The sequence below is a fragment of the Rhodocista pekingensis genome, assembly GCF_042665545.1.
GTDB lineage: Bacteria > Pseudomonadota > Alphaproteobacteria > Azospirillales > Azospirillaceae > Rhodocista > Rhodocista pekingensis.
In genome coordinates, this window is record NZ_JBHTCM010000010.1 from 376,793 (window position 1) to 400,248 (window position 23,456).

Annotated in this window: 21 protein-coding genes; 7 read left to right on the forward strand and 14 right to left on the reverse strand. The window is 70.6% G+C overall.

Translation table 11 applies throughout. From position 1 onward, the window contains the following. The first annotated feature begins 54 nt into the window (after positions 1-54). Positions 55-2,076, forward strand: a complete 2,022-nt coding sequence (locus ACFQPS_RS10040) for an aminopeptidase P family protein (protein WP_377358620.1) — start codon at positions 55-57, stop codon at positions 2,074-2,076. A 111-nt stretch (positions 2,077-2,187) separates the two neighbouring features. On the opposite strand, the gene pepF is transcribed toward ACFQPS_RS10040, so the two are convergent. The 3 genes from pepF to ACFQPS_RS10055 all read right to left on the reverse strand — a co-directional run bounded on the left by pepF (position 2,188) and on the right by ACFQPS_RS10055 (position 7,934). After that, entirely contained in the window at positions 2,188-4,158 is a 1,971-nt protein-coding gene (pepF, locus tag ACFQPS_RS10045) for an oligoendopeptidase F (RefSeq protein ID WP_377358621.1), read from the reverse strand. A gap of 154 nt (positions 4,159-4,312) precedes the next feature. Beyond that, positions 4,313-5,392 (reverse strand): methyl-accepting chemotaxis protein, encoded by a 1,080-nt coding sequence (locus tag ACFQPS_RS10050; protein ID WP_377358622.1) that lies wholly within the window; start codon positions 5,390-5,392, stop codon positions 4,313-4,315. Positions 5,393-5,552: 160 nt separating this feature from the next. Then, positions 5,553-7,934: an ATP-dependent helicase gene (locus ACFQPS_RS10055; RefSeq protein ID WP_377358623.1), complete on the reverse strand. Its 2,382-nt coding sequence runs from the start codon at positions 7,932-7,934 to the stop codon at positions 5,553-5,555. Positions 7,935-8,118: 184 nt separating this feature from the next. Here ACFQPS_RS10055 and ACFQPS_RS10060 point away from each other — a divergent pair, with 184 nt between their 5' ends. After that, positions 8,119-8,478, forward strand: coding sequence for a hypothetical protein (locus ACFQPS_RS10060; RefSeq protein ID WP_012567215.1), 360 nt, complete (start codon positions 8,119-8,121; stop codon positions 8,476-8,478). Positions 8,479-8,553: 75 nt separating this feature from the next. Here ACFQPS_RS10060 and ACFQPS_RS10065 read toward each other — a convergent pair whose 3' ends face one another. Both ACFQPS_RS10065 and ACFQPS_RS10070 read right to left on the reverse strand, forming a co-directional pair. Next, a complete protein-coding gene (locus ACFQPS_RS10065; protein WP_377358624.1) occupies positions 8,554-9,693 on the reverse strand; it encodes a diguanylate cyclase in 1,140 nt (379 codons plus the stop codon). Positions 9,694-9,868: 175 nt separating this feature from the next. After that, the gene (locus ACFQPS_RS10070; protein ID WP_377358626.1) at positions 9,869-10,384 is read right to left on the reverse strand and encodes a pentapeptide repeat-containing protein; all 516 of its coding nucleotides are present in this window, start codon (positions 10,382-10,384) and stop codon (positions 9,869-9,871) included. Between the two features lie 184 nt (positions 10,385-10,568). Between ACFQPS_RS10070 and ACFQPS_RS10075 the strand changes: the two genes are divergently transcribed. Continuing rightward, positions 10,569-11,636, forward strand: coding sequence for a homocysteine S-methyltransferase family protein (locus ACFQPS_RS10075; RefSeq protein ID WP_377358628.1), 1,068 nt, complete (start codon positions 10,569-10,571; stop codon positions 11,634-11,636). 12 nt (positions 11,637-11,648) lie between these two features. On the opposite strand, the gene ACFQPS_RS10080 is transcribed toward ACFQPS_RS10075, so the two are convergent. Both ACFQPS_RS10080 and ACFQPS_RS10085 read right to left on the reverse strand, forming a co-directional pair. Then, complete coding sequence (locus ACFQPS_RS10080; protein ID WP_377358630.1) at positions 11,649-12,062, reverse strand: type II toxin-antitoxin system VapC family toxin; 414 nt, start codon at positions 12,060-12,062, stop codon at positions 11,649-11,651. Beyond that, positions 12,059-12,319, reverse strand: a complete 261-nt coding sequence (locus tag ACFQPS_RS10085; RefSeq protein ID WP_377358632.1) for a FitA-like ribbon-helix-helix domain-containing protein — start codon at positions 12,317-12,319, stop codon at positions 12,059-12,061. Before ACFQPS_RS10085 ends, ACFQPS_RS10080 begins: the two co-directional genes overlap by 4 nt. A 78-nt stretch (positions 12,320-12,397) precedes the next feature. Between ACFQPS_RS10085 and metH the strand changes: the two genes are divergently transcribed. After that, positions 12,398-15,109, forward strand: a complete 2,712-nt coding sequence (gene metH, locus ACFQPS_RS10090) for a methionine synthase (protein ID WP_377358634.1) — start codon at positions 12,398-12,400, stop codon at positions 15,107-15,109. Positions 15,110-15,128: 19 nt separating this feature from the next. On the opposite strand, the gene ACFQPS_RS10095 is transcribed toward metH, so the two are convergent. Together ACFQPS_RS10095 and ACFQPS_RS10100 are read right to left on the reverse strand one after the other, a co-directional pair. Then, positions 15,129-15,755 (reverse strand): hypothetical protein, encoded by a 627-nt coding sequence (locus tag ACFQPS_RS10095; RefSeq protein ID WP_377358635.1) that lies wholly within the window; start codon positions 15,753-15,755, stop codon positions 15,129-15,131. Positions 15,756-15,781: 26 nt separating this feature from the next. Beyond that, on the reverse strand, positions 15,782-15,991 hold the full coding sequence (locus ACFQPS_RS10100) for a DUF2188 domain-containing protein (protein ID WP_377358636.1): 210 nt from the start codon (positions 15,989-15,991) through the stop codon (positions 15,782-15,784). 244 nt (positions 15,992-16,235) lie between these two features. Between ACFQPS_RS10100 and ACFQPS_RS10105 the strand changes: the two genes are divergently transcribed. After that, the gene (locus ACFQPS_RS10105) at positions 16,236-16,415 is read left to right on the forward strand and encodes a hypothetical protein (protein WP_377358637.1); all 180 of its coding nucleotides are present in this window, start codon (positions 16,236-16,238) and stop codon (positions 16,413-16,415) included. A gap of 39 nt (positions 16,416-16,454) precedes the next feature. On the opposite strand, the gene ACFQPS_RS10110 is transcribed toward ACFQPS_RS10105, so the two are convergent. The 5 genes from ACFQPS_RS10110 to ACFQPS_RS10130 form a co-directional block, all read right to left on the reverse strand. After that, positions 16,455-17,957, reverse strand: coding sequence for a sensor histidine kinase (locus ACFQPS_RS10110; RefSeq protein WP_377358638.1), 1,503 nt, complete (start codon positions 17,955-17,957; stop codon positions 16,455-16,457). 183 nt (positions 17,958-18,140) lie between these two features. After that, positions 18,141-18,764: a beta/gamma crystallin-related protein gene (locus ACFQPS_RS10115; RefSeq protein WP_377358640.1), complete on the reverse strand. Its 624-nt coding sequence runs from the start codon at positions 18,762-18,764 to the stop codon at positions 18,141-18,143. Positions 18,765-18,909: 145 nt separating this feature from the next. Beyond that, entirely contained in the window at positions 18,910-19,401 is a 492-nt protein-coding gene (locus ACFQPS_RS10120) for a DUF2141 domain-containing protein (RefSeq protein WP_377358642.1), read from the reverse strand. A 17-nt stretch (positions 19,402-19,418) separates the two neighbouring features. After that, positions 19,419-20,363 (reverse strand): methylenetetrahydrofolate reductase, encoded by a 945-nt coding sequence (metF, locus tag ACFQPS_RS10125; RefSeq protein ID WP_377358643.1) that lies wholly within the window; start codon positions 20,361-20,363, stop codon positions 19,419-19,421. Beyond that, positions 20,360-21,349, reverse strand: a complete 990-nt coding sequence (locus ACFQPS_RS10130) for an ArsR/SmtB family transcription factor (RefSeq protein WP_377358645.1) — start codon at positions 21,347-21,349, stop codon at positions 20,360-20,362. Before ACFQPS_RS10130 ends, metF begins: the two co-directional genes overlap by 4 nt. A gap of 404 nt (positions 21,350-21,753) precedes the next feature. Between ACFQPS_RS10130 and ACFQPS_RS10135 the strand changes: the two genes are divergently transcribed. Together ACFQPS_RS10135 and ACFQPS_RS10140 are read left to right on the forward strand one after the other, a co-directional pair. After that, on the forward strand, positions 21,754-22,614 hold the full coding sequence (locus tag ACFQPS_RS10135; protein ID WP_377358646.1) for an MlaA family lipoprotein: 861 nt from the start codon (positions 21,754-21,756) through the stop codon (positions 22,612-22,614). A 53-nt stretch (positions 22,615-22,667) separates the two neighbouring features. Further along, a complete protein-coding gene (locus tag ACFQPS_RS10140; protein ID WP_377358648.1) occupies positions 22,668-23,342 on the forward strand; it encodes an MlaC/ttg2D family ABC transporter substrate-binding protein in 675 nt (224 codons plus the stop codon). Positions 23,343-23,456: the final 114 nt, after the last annotated feature.

Consider the following 23,456-nt stretch of genomic DNA (forward strand, 5'->3'; position numbering starts at 1 on the left):
GCCGGGTCGCCGGACCCGGGCCGCCGCCGCCCCTCCGACCGTGAGTGACCAGCCTTGGATGCCGTCCGATCCGCCTATCGGGGCGATGCAGAACTGGAGCGCCTGTTGCAGGGCGCCGGGATCGACCGCAGCGTCGCGGAGATCCGCGACCTGATCGCCGGGGTCAACGCCGCCCCGGACGGGGAGCATCCCGACCGCTGGCTGGCCCTGGTGGGAGAGGACCTGCCGGCGGAGCTGGCCACCCAGCTCCGGCTGCTGCGCCGGAGCATCCCCCATCCCGCCGCGCCGGAGGCCGGCGACCACGCTGCCCGGCTGGCGGCGCTGCGGGCCGAGCTGCACCGGCGCGGGCTGGACGGCTTCGTCATTCCCCGCGGCGACGAACACCAGGGCGAGTACGTGCCCCTGCGCGCCAACCGGCTGGCCTGGCTGACCGGCTTCACCGGCTCCGCCGGCGTGGCGCTGGTGCTGGCCGACAAGGCGGCCGTCTTCATCGACGGCCGCTACACGCTCCAGGTCCGGCAGGAGGTGGACAACGCCGTCTATGAGTACCGCCACCTGATCGACGAGTTCCACGGCGACTGGGCGGCCGGGCTCCTGCGCACCGGACAGAAGCTGGGCTTCGATCCGTGGCTGCACACGGTCGGCTGGGTCGAGCGGATGCGCAACGCGCTGGCCCGCTGCGGCGCCGAACTGATCGCTGTGGACGACAACCCCATCGACACCGTCTGGCACGACCAGCCGCCGGCCCCGCTGGGGCTGGTCACCGCGCACCCCGAGCGCTACGCCGGCAAGAGCGCCGCCGACAAGCGCGCCGAGGTGGCGCGCGAGCTGGAGCGCGCCGGCACCCGCGCCGCCGTGCTGACGCAGCCCGACAGCATCGCGTGGCTGCTGAACGTCCGCGGTTCCGACGTGCCCTGCACGCCCCTGCCGCTCTCCTTCGCGCTGGCCCGCGACAGCGGCGAGGTGGACTGGTTCGTGGACCGGCGCAAGCTGGCGCCGGGGCTGGAGGAGCATCTGGGCAACCAGGTCGCCGTCCGCCCGCCGGAGGAGCTGGGGGACGAGCTGGACACCCTGGGCAAGGCCGGCGCCAAGGTGCGCGTGGACCCGGGCAACAGCGCCGTCTGGATCTTCGACCGGCTGCACGTCACCGGCGGCCGCGTCGAGCGGGAGGCGGACCCCTGCATCCTGCCCAAGGCGTGCAAGAACCCCGTCGAAATCGCCGGCGCCCGCGCCGCGCATGTGCGCGACGGCGTCGCCATGGCCCGCTTCCTCTGCTGGCTGGAGCAGGAGGCGCCGTCCGGCCGACTGGACGAGATCGCGGCCGCGCAGCGGCTGCTGGCCTTCCGCCGCGAGGGCGAGCTGTTCCAGGACCAGAGCTTCGAGACGATCTCCGCCGCCGGACCCAACGCGGCGCTCTGCCACTACCGGGTCAGCGGGAAGACCAACCGGCCGATCGAGAACAACAGCCTCTATCTGGTGGACAGCGGCGGCCAGTACCTGGACGGCACCACCGACATCACCCGCACGGTCGCCGTGGGCGAGCCGACGGCGGAGATGAAGCGGCTGTTCACCCTGGTGCTGAAGGGGCACATCGCCATCAGCACGGTCCGCTTTCCCGGCGGCACCACGGGCTCGCAGCTCGACGCCCTGGCCCGGCAGTATCTCTGGGCGGAGGGGCTGGACTACGACCACGGCACCGGCCACGGCGTCGGCAGCTTCCTGTCGGTGCATGAGGGGCCGCAGCGCATCGCCAAGATGCACAATCCGCAGCCGCTGCTGCCGGGCATGATCCTGTCCAACGAGCCCGGCTACTACCGGACCGGCAGCTTCGGCATCCGCATCGAGACGCTGGTGCTGGTCACGGCGCAGGAGGTGCCGGGGGCGGAGCGGCCGGTCCTGGGCTTCGAGACCCTGACCCTGGCGCCGATCGACCGCCGGCTGGTGGAACCGTCGCTGCTGACGCCGGCGGAACGGGACTGGCTGAACGGCTACCATGCCCGCGTCCGGCAGGAGATCGGGCCGCTGCTCGATCCCGCCACGCGCGGCTGGCTGGAGCAGGCGACCGGGCCGGTGTGACGGCCGGCCCGGCCCGCTTCGTCCCGAAGCGTCCGCCCGAATGGAAAAGGGGCGCCGGCTGGCAGGCCGGCGCCCCTTCCCGTTTCAGGACCCGTTCCCGGGTCCCCCGGATCAGCGCCTGGCCGGCTTGGCGGCCTGCTGGTCCAGGATCTTCTCCATCTCGTCCATGATGGTATCCATACGCTTGATCAGCGCCTGGTAGGGGGTCGGCGACGCCATGTCGAGGCCGGCCTTCTTCAGGAGCTGGTAAGGGTACTCGGAGCCCCCGGCCCGCAGCACGGAGAGATAGGCGTCGCGCGCCGGCTCCCCCTTCTGCTCCACCTGCCCGGCGAAGTAGGCCGCGGCCGCCATCGAGGTGGCGTACTGGTAGACGTAGAAGGGCCGGTAGAAGTGCGGGATGTAGGCCCATTCCGCGCAGTAGGTCGGGTCGATCTTCATCACGCCCTCGGCATCGCCGTGGTAGCGCTTCAGCAGATCGCAGTAGATCGCCGTCATGCGCTGGCCGCTCAGGGCCTCGCCGCGCTCGACCGCGTCATGGGTCGCCAGTTCGAACTCGGCGAACATGGTCTGGCGGAAGAAGGTGCCGCGCATCCCCTCCAGCGCATAGCCCAGATAGTAGAGCCGCTCCTGCGGCGTCTCGGCCCGGGACAGCATGTAGTCGGACAGCAGGATCTCGTTGGTGATGGAGGCGATCTCCGCCACGAACAGGGAATAGTCCGCCGTCTCATAGGGCTGGCTGGCGTTGGCCAGCTTGGTGTGCATGCCGTGGCCCCACTCATGGGCGAAGGTGCTGACCCCGTCGAAATTGTCCTGATGGTTCAGGAAGACGAAGGGATGCACCCCGTAGACGCCCGTCTGGTAGGCGCCGGACTGCTTGCCTTCGGCCGGGTAGACATGCATCCAGCGGCCGTCCAGGGCTTCCTTCAGCTTCGCCTGGTACTCGGGACCGAGCGGCTTCACGGCCGCCAGAGTCAGCGTGCCCGCCTCGGCGATCGGGTACTTGCGGTCGATCCGCACGACCGAGGGGTAGATGTCGTAGTAGTTCAGGTCCGGCAGGCCCAGCATCCGCTGCCGCAGCTTGAAGTAGCGGTGCAGCGTCGGCAGACCCTTGTTCGCCTCGGCGACCAGGGTGCGGTAGACCTCCTCCGGGATGTCGTTGTCGGCGAGGGAGGCGGCGACGGCGCTCCTGTAGCCGCGCAGGCGCGCGTTGATCGTGCCCGCCTCCACCCGGCTCGCCAGGGTGGACCCGAAGGTGTTCGTGTACTGGCCGAGCTTCGTCCAGAAGGTGTCGAACGCCTGCTTGCGCACGGCCCGGTCGGGATGCTCGCGCAGGCGCTGGTAGCCGATCTGGTTGAGCTTCACCTCCTGCCCCTCGACCGTGAGGCTGGGCCAGTCGATATCGACCGTGGCGAGCAGGTTGTAGGTGGTGCCGGGCGCGTACATCACCGGGGCGAAGGCGGCCAGCGCGGCCTCCGCCTCCTTGGACAGCGTATGCTCCTTGGTGCGCAGGATGTCGCGCAGGCGGAAGGCGTGCGGGGCCAGCCCCTTTTCGGCCTTGATGAAGGCTTCGATCTTCTCGGCGCCGATGTCCTGCACCTCCGGCGACAGCCAGGAGACGGCGGCGCCGAACCGGCCGCCGAGCTGGCGGATCAGACCCGCCCGCTCCTGGTTGCGGGCGTCACGGCTGTCCGTGGAAGCCTGGGTCGAAGCATAGACCGCCAGCCGCTCGAACCGCTGCGAAAGGGCCGAGATGCGGTCCAGGGCCGCGCGCAGGGTGGCGGCGTCCTTGCCCAGCGTGCCGCGCAGCGCCTCGATCGCCGGCAGTTCCTCCAGCACGGCCTTGCGCTCGGCGTCCCAGTCGGCGTCCGTGCGGAACAGCGTCGTCAGGTCCCAGACATAGCGCGGGTCCGCCGTGGCCGCCGGCGCTGCCGCGGCCTCGGCGGCCGCGTCGGTGCGGCCGGGACCGGCGACGGCCGTGGCGGCCTGCACCGTGCTGGCGAGGGACAGGGGCGTCAGCCCGGCGAGGAGGGCGAGGGTGGCGGCGCCGGCGAGGCGGACGCGCAGCGGGGATCGTGAAGCCATTGTCTGCCATTCCCTGTTCGGACCGCCCGGCACCAGGGCCGCGCGGATGTTCTCGTCCGACGGGTTATAGCGGCGTGGCGCCAGTGGTTGCGGACCGAAATTGTAACGGGTCGGTTTCGCCCGCCGGAGAACCGGGCGGGACAGGCGGCGCGGATCAGCCGGGCGGGGCCTGGACGATGCAGCCGTACCAGCCCAGCCCGCGGTAGGTCTCGTAGCCCGGCGTCAGGGCGAAGCCGACGGTGTTGCCGTCCTTGTCGCGATAGTGGCCCAGCGGACGGCCGCCCGTGTCCAGCGGGAAACCGGCCGTCAGGATGCCCTTCCCGTCGGAAGCGGCGATGATGCGCAGCCGGTTGTCCAGCAGCAGCACGCGGGTGCGGCCGGCTTCCTCCCCGGAGAGGCGGACGCCGCGGCAGACCGTGTCCGCCTGCGGGCCCCAGTCGAAATGGATGCCCAGCACGCCCTGCGCGGTGCCGCCCCGGGCGCCGTCGGGGAAGATGGGGGCGGCGTAGGTGGCCGTCTGCCGGCCGCCCAGGGCAGGGCTCGCGGTGATGTCGGCGACGGCGTAATCGTCGCCACTACGGCTCTCCAGCGCCCGGCGGAACCAGGATTCCTGCCCGACATCCAGCCCGGCGACCCGGAAACGGTCGGGCCGGCCGCTGGCGATGACCCGGCCGTCGCGGCCGACGATCCAGAGGTCGAGATAGACGGTGTAGGCGTCCAGGATCACGCCCAGCCGGCGGCTGGCATGCTCCGCATCGGCCGGGGCTGCGGTTTCCGCGGCGCGGACAATGGCGCTGTCCGTCGCCCACCAGCGCACGTCGCAGGTGCGCTCATAGAGGTTCCGGTCGATGATCTCGATGGCGTTCAGGGCTAGGTCGGCGAGGCGCTGGCCGCGCACCTCCTCGATCATGCGGGCGCCGAGCAGTTCCAGGTCGCGCACCTTGGCCGACAGCTCGGTGTCCAGCTCGTAGGCCACCTGCTCGATCCGGGTGGAGACGGACTTGACCTCGTTGGCGACGACGGAGAAGCCGCGTCCCGCCTCGCCCGCCCGGGCCGCCTCGATCAGGGCGTTCAGGGCCAGGATGCGGGTCTGTCCGGTGATCGCCCGGATCGCCTCCGTCCGGGCCCGGACAGAGCTGCCGACATCGGCCGCCAGCTCCATGATCCGTTCCGGGCTCGCGGCCGACGCCTCCGCCCCCCTGGCCGCGACCGACGCCGCGAATTCCGACACCATCGTGTGCATGTCCTGGCCGCCCCCGCCCCAGGTAAGATCAGGGTGGAGGATCGCAGGCGACTTGCCGATCCTTCAAGGGAATTCGTTTGAATTCATAAGTCCTTGACCTCCTGGCGGCGAAGGGTCCCAGGGGGAAGTTTCAGGATTGCCTGATAAACCCTCAGCCTGCCTGTTCGGCGGGCACGACGAAGCTGTCCATCACCTTCTTGACGCCCGTGGCGTCGAACTTGATCTCCAGCTTGTCGTTTTCCACCGCCACCACGGTGCCGTAGCCGAATTTCTGGTGGAAGACACGGGAGCCGGGATTGAAGGGCCGGTCGGGGCGGGAGCGCGGCGACACCTGATAGGCGGTGCCCTCGATCACCCGGCCGCGCGCCGGCGCCTGCGCCGCCTGCCGGCCCATGCGGTTGAAGCGGTCGCCGAAGCCGGACCAGCCGCCGCCCGCCGCGGCCCCCCCGAACCCACCGGAGCCGAACCCGCCGGAGCCGAATCCCCCGGCCCCGAAGCCGGCGCCGCCGATGCCGGGGGCGTTCTCCACCTCGACATGCTCGGCCGGCAGCTCGTCCACGAAGCGCGACGGCAGGGAGGTCGCCCAGGAGCCGTGGATGCGCCGGTTCGCGGCATGGCTGACATGGACGCGGATACGGCCGCGGGTGATGCCGACATAGGCCAGCCGCCGCTCCTCCTCCAGCCCGGCGATGCCGTTCTCGTCCAGCGTCCGCTGCGAGGGGAACAGCCCCTCCTCCCAGCCGGGCAGGAAGACGACGTCGAACTCCAGCCCCTTGGCGCCGTGCAGGGTCATCAGGCTGACCTGCTCCACCCCGGACGCCTCGGCATTGTCCATCACCAGGGCGACGTGCTCCAGGAACCCGGTCAGGTTCTCGAACTCGCCCATGGCGTTGATCAGCTCCTTCAGGTTCTCCAGCCGGCCCGGCGCCTCGGGCGACTTGTCCTGCTGCCACATGCGGGTGTAGCCGCTCTCGTCCAGGATGGACTGGGCCAGATCGGTGTGGGGCGTGCGGTCGATCTGGCCGCGCCAGCGCGCGATGTCCTCCATCAGGGCGCGCAGGGTGCTGCGGACCTTGCCGCGTAGCTCGTCCGTCTCCGTCAGCCGCCAGGTGGCCTCGGCCAGAGAGACGCCCAGCGTGCGCGCGGCGACATAGAGCTGGCGCAGGGTGGCGTCGCCGATGCCGCGCTTGGGCACGTTGATGATGCGCTCGAAGGCCAGATCGTCGTCGGGCTGGGCGACGATGCGCAGATAGGCCAGGGCGTCGCGGATCTCCTGCCGCTCGTAGAAGCGCGGGCCGCCGATCACCCGGTAGGGCAGCCCCAGGGTGATGAAGCGTTCCTCGAACTCGCGGGTCTGGAAGCCGGCGCGCACCAGCACCGCCATCTGGCCGAGCGACAGGCCCTTGCGTTGCAGCGCCTCGATCTCGTCCCCGACCCAGCGTGCCTCCTCCTCCGCGTCCCAGAGGCCGCGGACCCGCACCTTCTCGCCGCCGTCCACCTCGGTCCAGAGCTGCTTGCCCAGCCGGCCCTGGTTGTTGGCGATGATGCCGTGCGCCGCCGCCAGGATGTGCGCGGTGGAGCGGTAGTTCTGCTCCAGCCGGATCACGCGGGCCTCAGTAAAGTCTTGGTCAAATCGAAGTATATTTGCAACCTCTGCCCCTCTCCAACTATACACCGACTGATCGTCATCCCCGACGCAGCAGATGTTCCGGTGCGCCTGGGCCAGCAGGCGGAGCCAGAGATACTGGGCGACGTTGGTGTCCTGGTATTCGTCCACCAGGATGTAACGGAAGCGGTCCTGATACTCCCGCAGGACGTCGTTGTGCTTCTGGAACAGGGCGATGTTGTGCAGCAGCAGGTCGCCGAAGTCGCAAGCGTTCAGGCTCAGCAGCCGGTCCTGGTACTGGCGGTAGAGGTCGATCAGGCGGCCGCCGGCCATGTCGCCGGCATCCTCGCGCTTCAGCCGGTCCGGGGTCAGCGCCTTGTCCTTCCAGCGCTCGATGGCGCTCAGCAGGACCCGCGCCGGCCACTTCTTGGAATCGATGTTCTCCGCCTCCATGAGCTGCTTCAGCAGGCGGATCTGGTCGTCGGTGTCCAGGATGGTGAAGCTGGGCTTCAGCCCGACCAGCTCGGCATGGCGGCGCAGGATGCGCGCGGCCAGCGCGTGGAAGGTGCCCATCCACCAGCCCTCGGTCGGCACGCCGACCAGCGCCTCCACACGCTCGCGCATCTCCCGCGCGGCCTTGTTGGTGAAGGTCACGGTCAGGATGTTCCACGGCCCGGCCCGGCGCGTCACCAGCAGATGGGCCAGCCGGGTGGTCAGGACCCGGGTCTTGCCGGTCCCCGCCCCCGCCAGCACCAGCACCGGCCCGTCCAGCGCCTCCACCGCCTCACGCTGCGCCGGGTTCAGGCCGGCGAGATAGGCCGGCTCGGCACCGGCCGCGGGCACGGGAACGGAGGCGGGCGTCGTCGCGGACGGCGCCGTGCTGGCAGGCCGGCCGGTCGGGGGCGGGTCGGAGAAGAGGTCGGTCATGCCGGGAACATATACAGCACAGGGCCGGGAGCGTCTTCCCCCGATCAGGGTCGCGTCGGGTCGGGCGGGATGCCGGCCCCCCTCCCCCGCCCTTTGCGCAGGGCGCCCCCACCGCGCGAGAACATTGCAGAACGCCCGCCGGAATGGAAAGATGCGCGGCCACGCAGGCTCCAGGAGTGAACCGATGCCCGTTCGGCTGTCCGACCCCGCGACACTGGAGGCGATCCGCATCCTTGCCGACGTGCTGGACGAGATCGCGGGTCCCGAGAAGCTGGAGTGCCTGATGGCGGCGAACGCGCTGCGCCAGGTGCTGGAAACCCAGTCGGAGACCGCCCTGAACTTCGCCCGGCAGGCGTTCGAATCGCTGGACCCCCAGGTCCGCCGCCAGATCCAGACCGACGCCACGGACAGCGCCGTCCGGGTGATGCAGGAGACGCGCAAGGCCCGCGCCTCCGGCGCCATGCCCAAGCGCCCGCCGGGGCCGAGCAGCCCCTTCCTGGACGCCATCAACAGCGGCGGCATGAAGACCGAACGCAAGTGGTGAGCGCGCCCCGCGCGGGCACTCCCGGAGCGGGCACTCCCGGAACAGACTCCTGCGGGCCGTAAGCGCCCCCGGCCCTCAGCGCGTTCCGGTCGCCCTGCCCTGGGAGGTCGCCCCCTTCTCCGGGCCGGGCCGGGCGGGAACCGGCGTCTCCGGAACGGCGGCATCCTCCGGTGGCTGGGCGGCGAGGTCCGCCGCATCCGCGATCACGCGGTTGCGCCCCCCCGCCTTGGCGGCATAGAGCGCGGCGTCGGCCCGCTGCACGAAGGCCGCCAGCGTCTCTCCCGGCCGGTAGATGGCGACACCCGCCGACAGGGTGATGCTGCCCATCGATTCGCCGGAGGTGCGCTTGACGATCTGGCGGCCGGCCGTGGCGCGGCGGATGCGCTCGGCCACGGAGACGCCGGCGGCCAGCGGCGTGTCCGGCATCACCAGCGCGAACTCCTCCCCGCCGAAGCGGGACGGCGTGTCGCTGCCGCGCACGCTGTCCGCCAGGGTGCGCGCGACCAGCCGCAGCACCTGATCGCCGGCGACATGGCCGTGGGTGTCGTTGAACAGCTTGAAGCGGTCGATGTCGATCATCGCCAGCGCCAGCGGCCGGCCCGATTCCATCGCCTGCCCGGCGGCGGCGCGCAGCACCTGGTCGAAGCGCTTGCGGTTGGCGATGCCGGTCAGCGCATCCGTCAGCGCCTCCTGCCGGACCACGGCCAGATCGTGGCGCATCGACTCGATCTGCACGGCGCTTTCGGAGAGCTGCGCCTCCAGCGCCTGATTGTTGCGGGCCATCCGCGCCGTCTCGTCCGCGACGGAGCGCACCAGCGCCTTGAGCTGCTCCAGCGTCGCGGCAAGGTCGAGCTGCCCGCGGGCGGTCGCCAGGACATCATGGTAGCGGCCGACATCGGCCCCGGCCTCACGCAGGGCGGCCATCACCGATTCGAGGGCGGAGCCCAGCTTCTCGCTGGCGACATGGACGGCGTCGTGCTCCGCCTCCATCCCGAAGAAGCGTTCGTAGAGGTCGGCGCAGTGCGCCTCCCCCACCTGGGCCTGATTCGTTTCGAGGATGTCGATGGCCCGGCTGAGCGCGGGGAAGCGACCGCTGAAATGGGCGTACCAGACCGTGTAGTGCTCCGGCGTGGGGGCCACGCCGTTCGCCCGGAGGCGCTCAAGCGCCGCCGCAGAGAGCTGCGCCGCCACTTCCTTCGTTTCCGCGAACAGCACGTCAGCGTCCCCCCGCCCCGGCCGCATGGCCGGACCCCCGCAGGATACGGCGCCGCCCCACGCCCGCCAAGCCTGCGGCAGTATAATCTGACGTTTGTGTTTTAAGAGTCGTAACAGGGCGTATGCCCCGGCCCCGCACCGGGCCTGCGCGGCCCGGGGACCGGGGGTGCGGGGATCAGTTGCACTGGCCCACGGAGGGCGTGGCGCAGACCCGCCGGCCGTCGATCCAGAGCGCCCCCGACAGGTCGGCATTGCGCAGATCCGCCCCGTCGAGCCGGGCATCCGTCAGGTCCGCCTTCGCAAGGTCGGCGTTCACCAGCTTGGCGTTGCGCAGGTCGGCCCCCTTCAGCGACGCCCCCGCCAGCACGGCACGGGTGAAGTCGGCCTCGATGAAGCGGCCGCCGTCCAGCGCCACACCGCCCAGCCGGGCGCTGACGAACTTCGCCCGGTAGGCATCGGCGCCGGCCAGGGCGGCGCCGGTCAGATCGGAGCGCTGGAAGGTCGCTTCCCGCAGCATGGCGCGGGAGAGATCGACACCGCGCAGGTCACGGCCGTCATGATAGCAGCGCCGCCAGTTCACCTCCGGCGTCGCCGGGTCCGTGCAGGCGGCCTGCGCCGCCGCCGGCAGGGCCGTCAGCAGCAGGATCGGGACCAGAACGCGGAGAAAGGGGGACAGGCGGGCAGGAACCATGACGCAAGAGATAGTGTGTCCGGCCGCCCAAGCCAACCGGAACCCGCCCGCGACAGGAAATTCCCGGAACACATAAAGACATCTTTATGTTTGCATGTCCCGAGACGGACCTGTATGAAAGGCAGCAGTGCCCAGTGCGGGCGCCGGCCGGTCCGGCGCCCCGGTTCCGTCGGTGGAGGAGTGGATGACCCGGGAGCAACGGTTGGCCAAGCTGCGCGGCATCGCCGCCCGGCGCATCCTGGTGATCGACGGGGCGATGGGCACGATGATCCAGCGCCACCATCTGGACGAGGCCGGCTACCGCGGCGAGCGGTTCAAGGACTGGCCGCGCGACGTCAAGGGCAACAACGACCTGCTGAGCGTGACGCAGCCGGACATCATCCGGGACATCCACGCCCAGTACCTCGCGGCCGGTGCCGACATCATCGAGACCAACACCTTCAACTCCACCTCCATCAGCCTCGCCGACTACGGCATGGAGGCGCTGGCCTACGAGCTGAACGTGGCCGGTGCCCGGCTGGCGCGGGAAGCGGCGGACGCGGCCGAGGCCGCCGACCCGTCCCGCCCCCGCTATGTCGCCGGCGCCCTGGGGCCGACCAACCGCACCGCCAGCATCAGCCCGGTGGTGACCGACCCCGGCTTCCGCAACGTGGATTTCGACGAGCTGCGCGGCGCCTATGCCGAGCAGACCCGCGGCCTGATCGACGGCGGGGCCGACGTCCTGCTGGTCGAGACCGTGTTCGACACGCTGAACGCCAAGGCGGCCCTGTTCGCCGTGGAGGAGGTGCTGGAGGAGCGCGGCCTGGACCTGCCGGTGATGATCTCCGGCACCATCACGGACCGTTCCGGCCGCACCCTCTCCGGCCAGACGACGGAAGCCTTCTGGAACAGCCTGCGCCATGTGCGGCCGTTCAGCATCGGGCTGAACTGCGCCCTGGGCGCGGACCTGATGCGGCCCTACGTACAGGAACTGGCGCGCGTGGCGGACGTGCCCGTCTCCGCCTACCCCAACGCCGGCCTGCCGAACGAGTTCGGCGGCTACGACGAGACGCCGGCGCAGATGGCGCAGTCCCTGCGCTCCTGGGCGGCGGACGGGCTGGTCAACATCGTCGGCGGCTGCTGCGGCACGACGCCGGACCACATCCGCGCCATCGCCGAGGCGGTGAAGGACATCACCCCGCGGGTGCCGCCGGTGCCGGACCGGGCGATGCGCCTGTCCGGCCTGGAGCCCTTCACCATGGCGGCGTTCTGAGCCGATGACGGATCAGTCCGCCCACGGATCGAGGAGGGGGATGCCGCAGTCCGCGAAATCGCGCGTGTTGCGCGTGGCCAGGGCATGCCCCTGGGCACGGCAGATGCCCGCGATCTGCGTGTCCATCAGCCCGACGGCGATCCCCCTGGAGCGGCGCACCGCCATCAGCCGGCCCGCTTCCTCCGCGGCGGCTTCGTCGAACGGCAGGACGCTGCCGAGCATTCCCCGGAGCTCGCCGAACCGCCGCTCCAGAAGCGTCCTGCGGCGCCCGGCCGGCAACCGGTCCAGTCCATGCCGCACTTCAAGGATGGTGATCGCCGTCAGGCAGAGCCCGTCGGGCGGATACCTGTCCAGCCAAGCCGACACGGCCGCATCGGGCATCTCCGCCATCACGGCGGAGAGGACGTTGGTGTCGAGGACGATCACTCACCGGACCTCGCGGCCGGCGCCGGATCGCCCCTCAGCTCTTCAAGCTCCCCCTCCCGGAAGCCAGTTCCGGAGCCGGAGAACAGACGCACGATCCGGGTCCCCGTGGGGAGCGACGGATCGTCATCGGGCAGCTCCGGCTCCGCCTGGAGGATCGCCTTCGCCTCTTCCTCCAGGGTCCGCCCATGGGCCGACGCTCTCAGGGAGAGGCGCTTGCGGAGATCTTCATCGATCTCCAGCACGATGCGCGTATCCATCGGCACCTCCCTTGCCGGTTGCGTCCCCAATCTAGCACCGCCCCGCCCGCGCCCCAAGGTCAACCCCCGAGCCGCCCCATGACCACCGACAGCACCACCCCCCGCACCGCCCTCTTCGTCAATGTCGGCGAGCGCACCAACGTCACCGGCTCGGCCAGGTTCAAGAAGCTGATCCTGGAGGGCAACTTCGAGGCGGCGCTGGACGTGGCGCGCGAGCAGGTGGCGAACGGCGCCCAGGTCATCGACGTCAACATGGACGAGGCAATGCTGGACAGCGAGGCGGCGATGGTCCGCTTCCTGCGCCTGATCGCCAGCGAGCCGGACATCGCCCGCGTGCCGGTGATGATCGACAGCTCCAAGTGGAGCGTCATCGAGGCCGGGCTGAAGAACGTCCAGGGCAAGCCCATCGTCAACTCCATCTCCCTCAAGGAGGGGGAGGAGCCGTTCATCGAGCATGCCCGGAAGATCCGTCGCTACGGCGCGGCCGTCGTCGTCATGGCCTTCGACGAGAAGGGACAGGCCGACACCCGCGACCGCAAGGTCGAGATCTGCAAGCGCAGCTACGACATCCTGGTCGATCGGGTCGGCTTCCCGGCCGAGGACATCATCTTCGATCCCAACGTCTTCGCCGTGGCGACGGGCATCGAGGAGCACAACAACTACGCCGTCGATTTCATCGAGGCGGCCCGCCTGATCCGGCGCGCATGCCCCGGCTGCCACATCTCCGGCGGCCTGTCGAACGTGTCCTTCAGCTTCCGCGGCAACAACGCCGTGCGTGCGGCGATGCATTCGGTGTTCCTCTACCACGCCATCCCGGCCGGCATGGACATGGGCATCGTCAATGCGGGCGAACTGCCGGTCTATGACGATATCCCGGCCGAGCTGCGCGAGCGGGTCGAGGACGTGATCCTGAACCGCCGGCCGGACGCCACCGACCGGCTGCTGGAGGTGGCCGACAGGTACAAGGGGGGCGCCGCGAAGAAGGAGGCCGACCTGTCCTGGCGCCAGCAGGACGTGCGGGCGCGGCTGACCCATGCGCTGGTCCACGGCATCGACGAGTACATCGACACCGACGTGGAGGAGGCCCGCCAGCAGGCGGCCCGCCCGCTGGAGGTGATCGAGGGGCCGCTGATGGACGGCATGAACGTCGTCGGCGACCTGTTCGGGGCCGGCAAGATGTTCCTGCCGCAGGTGGTGAAGTCCGCCCGCGTGATGAAGAAGGCCGTGGCCTACCTGCTGCCCTTCATCGAGGCGGCGAAGGCCGCCGCGGGCGGCGGGGGCGGCAGCGATTCCGCCGGGCGCGTGCTGATGGCGACCGTGAAGGGCGACGTCCACGACATCGGCAAGAACATCGTCGGCGTCGTGCTCCAGTGCAACAACTTCGAGGTGGTGGACCTGGGCGTGATGGTGCCCTGCGCGAAGATCCTTGAGGAGGCGCGCCGGCACAAGGTGGACATCATCGGCCTGTCCGGCCTGATCACCCCGTCGCTGGACGAGATGGTGTTCGTCGCCAAGGAGATGGCGCGGGAGGGCTTCGACATCCCGCTGCTGATCGGCGGCGCCACCACCAGCAAAGTCCACACCGCCGTGAAGATCGACCCGCACTATGCGGGACCCGTGGTGCATGTGCTGGACGCCAGCCGTGCCGTGGGCGTGGCGCAGAACCTGCTGAGCGCGGATGCGAAGAAGGGCTACGCCGGCGGGATCAAGACCGACTATGCCCGCATGCGCGAGGCGCACGAGCGCAACCAGTACGGCCGCGCCCGCCTGTCCCTGGCGGATGCCCGTGCCAACCGCTTCAGCCCGGACTGGTCCGCCTACACGCCGGTGCGGCCGGCGGCGCCCGGCGTGAGCGTCTTCGAGGATTACGATCTGGCCGAGCTGGCGACCCGGATCGACTGGAAGTTCTTCTTCGAGGCGTGGGAGCTGGCCGGCAGCTTCCCCGCCATCCTGGACGACGAGATCGTGGGCGAGTCCGCGCGCGGCCTGTTCAAGGACGCGCAGGTCATGCTGCAACGGATCATCGGGGAGAAGTGGCTGACCGCGCGCGGCGTGATCGGCCTGTTCCCGGCCAACAGCGTGGGCGACGACGTCGAGATCTACACCGACGAGAGCCGCACCACCGTGCTGACCCGGCTGCACTTCCTGCGCCAGCAGATGGCGCGCGAGCCCGGCCGCGAGCGGGCGCATCTGTGCCTTGCCGATTTCATCGCGCCGAAGGAGAGCGGCGTGCCCGACTGGATCGGCAGCTTCGCCGTCACCGCCGGGCACGGGCTGGAGGAGCGCGCCCGCGCCTTCGAGGCGGCGCACGACGACTACAACGCCATCCTGCTGAAGGCGCTGGGCGACCGGCTGGCCGAAGCCTTCGCCGAGCGGATGCACGAGCGGGTGCGCCGGGAGTTCTGGGCCTACGCCCCGGACGAGGACCTGAGCAACGAAGAGCTGATCGCCGAGGCCTACCGCGGCATCCGCCCCGCGCCGGGCTATCCCGCCTGCCCCGACCACACGGAGAAGGCCACGCTCTGGCGCCTGCTGGACGCGGAGAAGGCCGCCGGCATCAGCCTGACCGAGACCTTCGCCATGATGCCGACGGCCGCCGTCAGCGGCTGGTACATCGCCCACCCCGAGGCGAAGTATTTCGGGCTGGGCAAGGTCGAGCGCGACCAGGTGGCCGACTATGCCCGGCGCAAGGGCATGGAGGTGGCGGCCATGGAACGCTGGCTGGCCCCGAACCTGAACTACGATCCCGACGCCGACGCCCGCGCCGCCGCCGCCCCCGCGGCGGCGTGAGGCGGCCCCCCGCGTGCCGTCAGTGTGGCCGCGGATTGCCCGTGACCCAGTCGCGCATGCAGTCCATCAGCTCCGGCACCGGCAGGGCTTCGATGTTGGTGTCGGAGTAGCCGCGACCACGCAGCCGGTCATAGGTATCGCCCATGAACTCGTTGAAGCGGCCGAACAGGGCGGCAGGTCCCGGAACCTGCCGGAGTCCGGCGACGCCGACGAGCCAGTTGCGCACCTCCGTGAGCGCCAGCTCCGGCTCGTTCCGGTGGACTGCGATATCGGAATTCGACAGGTCGGAAATCGCCGCCTGGAAGCGGTAGCGCTCGGCCTCCAGGATCAGGCACCGCTTCACGCAGAACTCCGGCGGCCCGAAGAGGCGGCTGCCTACGTCGAGCCCCAGTTCGAACGGCATGTTGAGGCGGAAGAACTCCCCTTTCCGCCGCGCCTTGAGACGGGACAGGTCATGGATGCCGAACCGCGACTCCCGGATCAGACGGACGATCTTCGCAATCCGGGCTTCGCCGGAATCCAGGCTCTCCAGGGCGATCCGGGGAACCAGCCCGAGATCGACGACGCAGAAGAGGATCGGCCGGAGAAGCGGAAGATACTCGTCGTCGAAGGGGCAGTTGATGAAGACGCTGGTCTCGAACGACATGCGCGGCCAGCGGCTCCTGGGGCCACCTACCGGGCCGGACCGAAGCTGTCGCGGCCGACGACCACGCCGTCACGGCGATGGATGTACAGCTCGCCCTGCGCCTTGCGGGCCTTGTCGGTGGCATAGCGGATCGCATCGGCCTGGCTGTCGAACCGACGGGAGGCGCGCACCGCCCCGGACCGCCGGACATTCCAGCTTCCGTCCGCCGAGGGGATGACGTGGTGGGCGTTCTTCATCGGGGAACTCCGACAACCGTCCTGTCAGTGTCACTCAACCAGAAGGCGGACGCAAGACCAGACCGATCCGGCATCCAGGGCCACCCGCCAAGGCCGCCGTGCCTGGATCGAGATCGGCATCGTTCCCGCATCTTCAAGACCGGAAGGGTCTGCCCGTCCCTCCCCTCATGACCTGCGCGACAGGCGGCCCCGGCGCCTGTTGCAAGGGGCCGTATGGCTGGCGGCAGCAAGGGAGGAGACGGGGATGCGGGCGGTTCTTTCGTCGATTCTGGGTGTCGTGTCCGGGCTCTCCGCCCATCACGTCGCGGACGGTCTGATCCAGGCGCCGCAGGCCGAGGCGCAGACCTTCGCCGTGCTGGCGGGGATCGCCGTCGCGGCGTTCTACACCAACGTCACCGCGCCGGAGGCGGCCGAGGAGGAGTGACGCCGGCACGGGGCCGGACCGGGGTGTGGCACCGGGCGGTCAGCGGATCAGGGAAGTGCGCGGCAGGGCGATCCTGAAACAGGTGCCCGGCCCCGTGCGCTCCACGCTCAGGCTGCCTTCGAGCTGCCCGACGAGGCTGCGGATCAGCAGCATGCCGAGCGCCCCCGGCGGTGCCGGCATCGGGTCGGGCAGACCGCAGCCGTCATCCGTGACGCTCAGCAGGAAGCCGTCCGGCGTCTGCCGGAACGCGACCCGCACGAGACCCGGAGAGCGCCGGTCGAAGGCGTGGCGGCAGGCGTTAGTCACCAGCTCGTTGACGACCAGCCCCAGCGGCACTGCGCTGTCGATGGCGACCGGCAGGGAGTCGCAGTCCGCCTCGATGCGCCACTGGTCGTCCTTGTCCGCCATCACCTGCTGGATGTCGGCGCACAGCTCCGTCAGATAGCCGCCGAGGTCGATCCGGTCCACGGAGCGGCCGGAATAGAGCCGGCGGTGGACCAGCCCCATCGTCTGGATGCGGTGATAGATCTTGCCGAGATGCTCCTTCACGGCGGCATCGCCGGAGCGCGCGGATTGCAGGCTGACGATCGTGGCGATGCGCTGGAAGCTGTTGAAGACCCGGTGGTTCATCTCCTGCAACAGCAGGTCCTTCTCGCGCAGGGTCACCTCCAGGTTCCGCTCCGCCTCCCGCCGGGCGGAGACGTCGGTATAGGTGCCGATCCATTCCAGCACCGTCCCGTCCGCCGCGCGCACCGGCGCCCCGCGGGCGACGAAGGGGCGATAGGTGTTGCTCTCCGCGTGCCGGACGCGGCCTTCCGTGCGGTAGACCGCCCCCTCGGCGCAGGCCCGGGTCCAGGTCTCCAGCACGGCGGCGCGGTCGTCGGGGTGCAGGGCCTCGACCCAGCCGAAACCGCGGTGCGCCTCCCAGCCCTGGCCGGTGTAGCGCTCCCAGCTCTGCTGCGGCTCCACGAAGCGGCCGAGCGCGTCCGTCGTCCAGATGATGGAGCTGGTGGCGCCCACCAGACTGCGCAGCCGCTGCGCCCCGGCCCGCACGCCGGCCTCGGCCGCACGCAGGGCGCTGATGTCGCGCCAGGCGATGATGCCGCCGGTGATGGCGCCCTGCCGGTCCCGGATCGGGCCGGCGTTGCAGAGCACCGGCAGCAGCCGGCCGTCGGCATGGCGCAGCAGCCATTCCTCGTCCGTCACCGCCTCCCCGTCTCGCACGGCGCGGGTCAGCGGCTGGTCCTCGAACCGGACGGGACCACCGTTGCCGGCCCGGAACAGAGGCAGCGGCGTCGCCACGGCATCGCCGCCGGCGCGCACGAGGTCGGGTCCCAGCATGTCCAGGGCGACGTCGCTGGCCCAGCGGATCGCGGCGGAGGGGGCCTCGGCGATGGCGATGCCCTCCGGAATCCGGGACAGAATCGCGCGCAACGGCAGGGCTGCCTCCTCCGGAAGACCGGGAAGGGCGTCGCCATCCTGTGCCGCCAGCATCCTCAGAAGGGCCCGGGTGGAACCGGGGTCGGTATCGGTCTCGCTCATCATCCCCTTGGCGGATCGCCGGTCACGGGTCCGGGTGGGGGATGGTGGAAGCGTTTGCCGTTCCCGCCAATCAGCCGTGGGGAGGAACGGCACCGGGCCAAGGGCATACGACCTTGGGCCGGTTCGACCCGACCGGCCGGGACCGGGCCGGCGTCACTGCCGCCGGCGTTACTGCCACCGGCGTCACTGCCAGATGTGGACGCGGCCGTTGGCGCAGCGGAAGCGCCAGGCCTCCCGGTTCCACCAGATCGTGCCGTCGTCCGGCCGGCCGGAGAAGCTGGCCCGGGCACGGTAGCCGAAGCGGTCCACGAAGCCTTCGTACACCTTGGCCTGACAGCGGCTCAGACCGCCGGAGCGGTCGTCGTCCCAGTGGATGCCGTCATCGTGACGCGGGCTGCCCCAGCCCCAGGGCGGCGGGGGCGGCGGCGGGTCGTTCCAGCCGTTGCGCGGCCCGTCGTTCCAGCGGTCATCCCAGCGGTCGTCGCGCCGGCCGTAGGCGTCAAGCTCGCGCATGGAGGAGATCTGGCGGAACATGCCGATCTGGCCCAGATCGGCCACCCGCGACCCGGGGCGCAGCACCGTGCAGTCCTTGAAGTTCTTGTGGCGGCAGACCTCCCAGGTCCCGGAGCTGACGACCAGCGACCGGGCGCGGTCGTTCCAGGGCGGATACTCGGCCAGATTCCCGATATCGTAGCGCAACGTCGTGCGGTCGCCGCGGAAGTCGGCCTCGGAAAAGAGCGTGATCGAACCGGCGGCGGCCGATCCCGCCCACATCGCCAGGGCCGCACCGGCCAAGAGACTGCGCATCATCCTTCACCTCGATGCTGGTCCCCGGCGCCTGGGCGCCTCGGGGGACAGCCTGGGAGAAGTCTGGCGGGGGTTTATGGCACCCCAAGGGCACCCCGGGGGCGGCCAGGAGGCATCCCGGAGGCCCTGGCCGGGGCAGAGCGGATCATCGCCGCAGGGCAATGGCGGCCGTGACCGGCTGGTCGCCGACCGGGATGGCCGCCGCCTCGAAGGAAGGCGGGCCCATGCGGCCGATGGCATCGTTGCTGAAGCCGAACGGCTCCCGCGGGATTCCGAACAGGCCGGTGTCCAGCCGCGCATTGCCGTTCAGGTCCTGGATCACCCGGATCAGGTAGCGGCCGGGCGGCAGATCGGCCAGCGGGGCCGTCAGCCGGTCGCCCTCGGGCCGCAGCCGCGCCTGCGCCACGGGGCCGGTGCCGCGGCCGTAAGCCCCGGCGCTGTCGAACACCTGCACCAGAATCTCCCCGCGGCCGCCGTCGGGCAGCGTGGCGAGATTGGTGACGGTCAGGGTGAGCTGGGTTGCCGACGCCGCGGGGGCCAACCCCGCCGACAGCGCTCCCGCCGTCAGCAGCAGAGCCAGGGCCGGCAGGGCGCCGGTCCGCCCTGTCCCGCCGGAGAAGGAGGCGCCCGCCATCATCCGCCCGCCACCCCGGCTCACGCCGCCGGCGGGCGCTTCGCCCGGACCCCGAGCATGTGGCAGATGGCGACCGTCAGCTCGGCCCGGTTCAGGGTGTAGAAGTGGAACTGCTTCACCCCCTCCCGCTCCAGATAGCGGCACTGCTCCACCGCCACGGTGGCGGCGACGAGCTGGCGCGTCTCCGGCGTCTCGTCCAGTCCCTCGAACAGGTCGGTCATCCAGGCGGGGACGGCGCAGTTGCACTTGCCGCCCATCTCCACCGCCTTGGCGAAGTTCATGATCGGCATGACGCCGGGCACCAGCGGGATGTCGATGCCGCGCGCCGCCGCCTTGTCGCGGAAGCGCAGGAAGGCGTCGGGATCGAAGAAGAACTGGCTGATGGCGCGGCAGGCGCCGGCATCGACCTTGCGCCGGAGGTTGTCGAGGTCGTCCTCGGCGGACCGCGCCTCCGGATGCACCTCGGGGAAGCAGGCGACGGAAATCTCGAAGTCCGCCACCCGCTTCAGCCCGGCGACCAGGTCGGCGGCATAGGCATAGCCGCCCGGATGCGGCTGGTAACCGGTGCCGCCCAGCCCACCGGTGCCGTCGGGGCGCGGCGGCGGGTCACCGCGCAGGGCGACGATGTGGCGGATGCCGGCGTCCCAGTAGGCGCGGGCGACGGCGTCGATCTCCTCCCGCGTGGCGGCGACGCAGGTCAGGTGGGCGGCGGCGGGGATGCCGGTCTCCGCCTGGATGGCGGTGACGGTGGCGTGCGTGCGCTCGCGCGTCGAGCCGCCGGCCCCGTAGGTGACGGAGACGAACGCCGGGTCCAGCGGCGCCAGCCGGTGGATGGACTGCCACAGCGCCTCCTGCATCTTCTCCGTCTTCGGCGGGAAGAACTCGAAACTGACGCGGAGGCCGGAGGGCGGTTCCAGAAGGGGCTTCGGGGGGGCCACGGCATCCACGAGGTCTGCGAGGCTCATGACAGGACTCCGGACACGAGATCGATCGGGGTTTCGGGGGCGACGGCGATCCCGGATTCAGCGGGGCGCACCGCGCGCCAGATGGAGACGGTCAGCGGGTCGCCCGGCAGATGGACGACGGGGCCCGGCAGCAGCCCCGCCTGGGCCAGCCAGCCCGACACCTCGGCATCGTCGAAGCCCAGGCGGCGGTGGGCATGCTCCGTGCGCAGCACCTCCTGCTCATGGCGGGCGAAGTCCACCGCCAGCAGCACGCCGCCGGGCCGCAGCAGGCGCGACGCCTCGTAGAGCACGTCCGACGGCTCCTCCGCATAGTGCAGCACCTGATGCACGATGATGGCATCGAAGCTCTGCGAGGGCAGCGGAAGCTGGTACATGTCGCCCAGTCGGACCTGGCAGTTGCGCAGCCCCGCCCGTTCCAGGTTCACCCGCGCCACGGCCAGCATCTCGCGGCTGCTGTCCACGCCGATGGCGCGGCCGACACGTGGGCCGAACAGTTCCAGCATGCGGCCGGTGCCGGTGCCGATGTCCAGCAGGTCCCGCACCCCCTCCGTAGGGACAAGGCGCAGCAGCGTCTCCTCCACCTCCCGCTCGGGGACGTGCAGCGACCGGATCTCGTGCCAGCGGGCGGCGTTCTCCCGGAAATACTGGGCCGCGGCCTCGCGCCGGGCGCGCCGGATCGTCTCCAGCCGCTCCAGATCCAGGGCCAGCGTCGGGTCGTCAGCGGGGATCGCGTCCACCAGCGTGTGCGCCAGCTCGGCGCAGGGACCGCGCTCCGCCAGCCGGAAATAGGCCCAGATGCCCTCCCGGAAGCGGTCGAGCAGACCGGCTTCACAGAGCAGCTTCAGATGGCGGGAGACGCGCGGCTGGCTCTGGCCCAGGATCTGGGTCAGTTCGCTGACGGACAGCTCGCCATGGGCACACAGCGCCAGCATGCGGAGCCGGGTCGGCTCGGCCGCCGCCTTCAGCGCGTTCAGCAGGAACTCCATCCACCTCCTCCGCGCCGGCCCGTCCGCACCAACCGCCGGCCTGCCTGTCCTGACGTCCCTGCGGGACCCGGCGCCCCCGCCAGGCTGGCCGGCCCCCGAGCCACAGAGGCTTAAACACATAAAGATATCTTTATGACCCCGCCGATCCCCGGGCAAGGGCTTTTGCACCCCTCGCTTCCGGGACCATCGCTTCTGCGTCCTTGGCCCCCCGGCGGCGCCCGCGGGAACCGGCCGAGGGAACACTTTCGTGAAATCCGGGTTCGTTAGCGTACCGCCCGACGACGGCACCGCATGCCAGACCGTCGAGCCCGGCGGTTGTCATGCCCCCGCGCTTCCTTATATCGCCTCGGAATGCCGGAGGCCCTGCCGAAATCGCCCCCGTCCGCTGGGAGTCCCGTTCCGCCATGCCGATCCCGCATCCGACCAGGCTCGTCGCCGCCGCCCTTCTGACGGGCGCGCTGCTGAGCGGGTGCGCGTCGAACCGGACGGATGACCGGCCGGGCGGCGTGGCGCCGGCGGGCAACACCCCGTCCATACCGGCGCCCGCCCCGCTGACCAGCTCGCTGACCACCCCGCAGCAGGGCGGCGCACAGGCCGAGACGCGGTCCGTCAACGACCCGCTGGAGCCGGTGAACCGCGGCATCTTCTGGTTCAACGAGGCGGTGGACACGGTGCTGATCCGGCCGCTGGCGGTGATCTACAGGACCGTGCTGCCCGACCCGGTGCAGGTGGGCGTGCGCAACGTGCTCCAGAATCTGCGCGCGCCGCTGGATCTGACCAACCAGCTCCTGCAAGGCGACTGGGACGGGGCGGGCACGGTCACCAAGCGGTTCGTCATCAACAGCACGGTCGGGCTGGCCGGGCTGATCGACGTGGCGGCGAAGAACGGCCTTCCCTACGAGTATGAGAGCTTCGACCAGACGCTGGCCGTCTGGGGCGTGCCGGAGGGACCGTATCTGGTGCTGCCGCTGATCGGCCCCTCCTCCCTGCGCGACGGGCCGGCCCTGTTCGCCGAGACGTTGGCCGATCCCTGGAACAACTATGCGAACAATACCGGTGAAGAGTGGTTTCCCTATGTCCGGTACGGTCTGGTCGCCGTGGACACCCGGGCCGGCTACATCGACGTGATCGACGATCTGAAGGCGAACAGCTTCGACTACTATGCCGCGATGCGGTCACTTTATCGCCAACGACGGGACAACTGGATCCGCGACGGTGCGCCGGCGCCCGACCAGTATCCCGACATTCCGGACTATGACGACTGAGCGTGATGCGCGTCACTGAGTCCGGACGCCAGATTTCCCAGGATGGCAGAGTCATGAACAACAATACTCCTCCCGTGCAGATGAATCGCAGCCTTGTCCTCCGGACCGTTTTCGTCTCAGCGCTGGCCGCGGCGACGGTCCTGACCGGCACCCTGACCACGGCGGCCCTGCGGCCCGCTGTCGCCCAGGCGCAGGCCCAGGGGGCGGGCGATTTCGTCGAGTCCCTGGGCGACCGCGCCATCGCGGTGCTGGCCGACCCGAAGGTCACCGACGCCCAGGCGGTGGAGGAGTTCCGCCGCCTGCTGAACGAGAACTTCGACGTCACCACGATCGGCCGCTTCGTGCTCGGCCGCTACTGGAACACGGCCAGCGAGGCGCAGCGCCAGGAGTACATGAAGCTCTTCGAGCGCATGATCGTCGAGGTCTACGCCCAGCGGTTCAACCAGTATGCCGGGGAAACCTTCGAGGTGACCGGGTCCCGCGCCGACGGCACCAAGGACGCCATCGTCAGCAGCCAGGTGCTGCGGCCGAACGGACCGCCGGTGAAGGTGGACTGGCGCGTCCGCGCCCGCGACGGCGGCTACCGCATCGTCGATGTGGTGGTCGAGGGGGTGAGCATGAGCGTCACCCAGCGGTCGGAGTTCGCCTCGGTGATCGAGAGCAACGGCGGCAACATCGACGCGCTGCTGGACGCCCTGCGCAAGCGGGCGCAGACCGCCGCCCGGTAACCGCCCCTTCTGTCCCCGCGGGCCGTTTCCCCGGCCCGCCGACGACGGCCCCGCCTTCCCCGAGGCGGGGCCGTCCGCGTTTCCGGTGGCCCTTGCGCGGACGGGACGCCCCCC

Coding starts and splice junctions, on each gene's coding strand:
- ACFQPS_RS10085 (WP_377358632.1), bottom strand. CDS start 12,319: ATGGATACGCGCATCGTGCTGGAGATCGATGAAGATCTCCGCAAGCGC.
- ACFQPS_RS10130 (WP_377358645.1), bottom strand. CDS start 21,349: ATGGAGTTCCTGCTGAACGCGCTGAAGGCGGCGGCCGAGCCGACCCGG.
- ACFQPS_RS10060 (WP_012567215.1), top strand. CDS start 8,119: ATGCCCGTTCGGCTGTCCGACCCCGCGACACTGGAGGCGATCCGCATC.
- ACFQPS_RS10115 (WP_377358640.1), bottom strand. CDS start 18,764: ATGCGCAGTCTCTTGGCCGGTGCGGCCCTGGCGATGTGGGCGGGATCG.
- ACFQPS_RS10095 (WP_377358635.1), bottom strand. CDS start 15,755: ATGTCGTTCGAGACCAGCGTCTTCATCAACTGCCCCTTCGACGACGAG.
- pepF (WP_377358621.1), bottom strand. CDS start 4,158: ATGGCTTCACGATCCCCGCTGCGCGTCCGCCTCGCCGGCGCCGCCACC.
- ACFQPS_RS10075 (WP_377358628.1), top strand. CDS start 10,569: ATGACCCGGGAGCAACGGTTGGCCAAGCTGCGCGGCATCGCCGCCCGG.
- ACFQPS_RS10055 (WP_377358623.1), bottom strand. CDS start 7,934: ATGACCGACCTCTTCTCCGACCCGCCCCCGACCGGCCGGCCTGCCAGC.
- ACFQPS_RS10070 (WP_377358626.1), bottom strand. CDS start 10,384: ATGGTTCCTGCCCGCCTGTCCCCCTTTCTCCGCGTTCTGGTCCCGATC.
- ACFQPS_RS10120 (WP_377358642.1), bottom strand. CDS start 19,401: ATGATGGCGGGCGCCTCCTTCTCCGGCGGGACAGGGCGGACCGGCGCC.
- ACFQPS_RS10140 (WP_377358648.1), top strand. CDS start 22,668: ATGAACAACAATACTCCTCCCGTGCAGATGAATCGCAGCCTTGTCCTC.
- ACFQPS_RS10050 (WP_377358622.1), bottom strand. CDS start 5,392: ATGGTGTCGGAATTCGCGGCGTCGGTCGCGGCCAGGGGGGCGGAGGCG.
- ACFQPS_RS10135 (WP_377358646.1), top strand. CDS start 21,754: ATGCCGATCCCGCATCCGACCAGGCTCGTCGCCGCCGCCCTTCTGACG.
- metF (WP_377358643.1), bottom strand. CDS start 20,363: ATGAGCCTCGCAGACCTCGTGGATGCCGTGGCCCCCCCGAAGCCCCTT.
- metH (WP_377358634.1), top strand. CDS start 12,398: ATGACCACCGACAGCACCACCCCCCGCACCGCCCTCTTCGTCAATGTC.
- ACFQPS_RS10100 (WP_377358636.1), bottom strand. CDS start 15,991: ATGAAGAACGCCCACCACGTCATCCCCTCGGCGGACGGAAGCTGGAAT.
- ACFQPS_RS10105 (WP_377358637.1), top strand. CDS start 16,236: ATGCGGGCGGTTCTTTCGTCGATTCTGGGTGTCGTGTCCGGGCTCTCC.
- ACFQPS_RS10110 (WP_377358638.1), bottom strand. CDS start 17,957: ATGAGCGAGACCGATACCGACCCCGGTTCCACCCGGGCCCTTCTGAGG.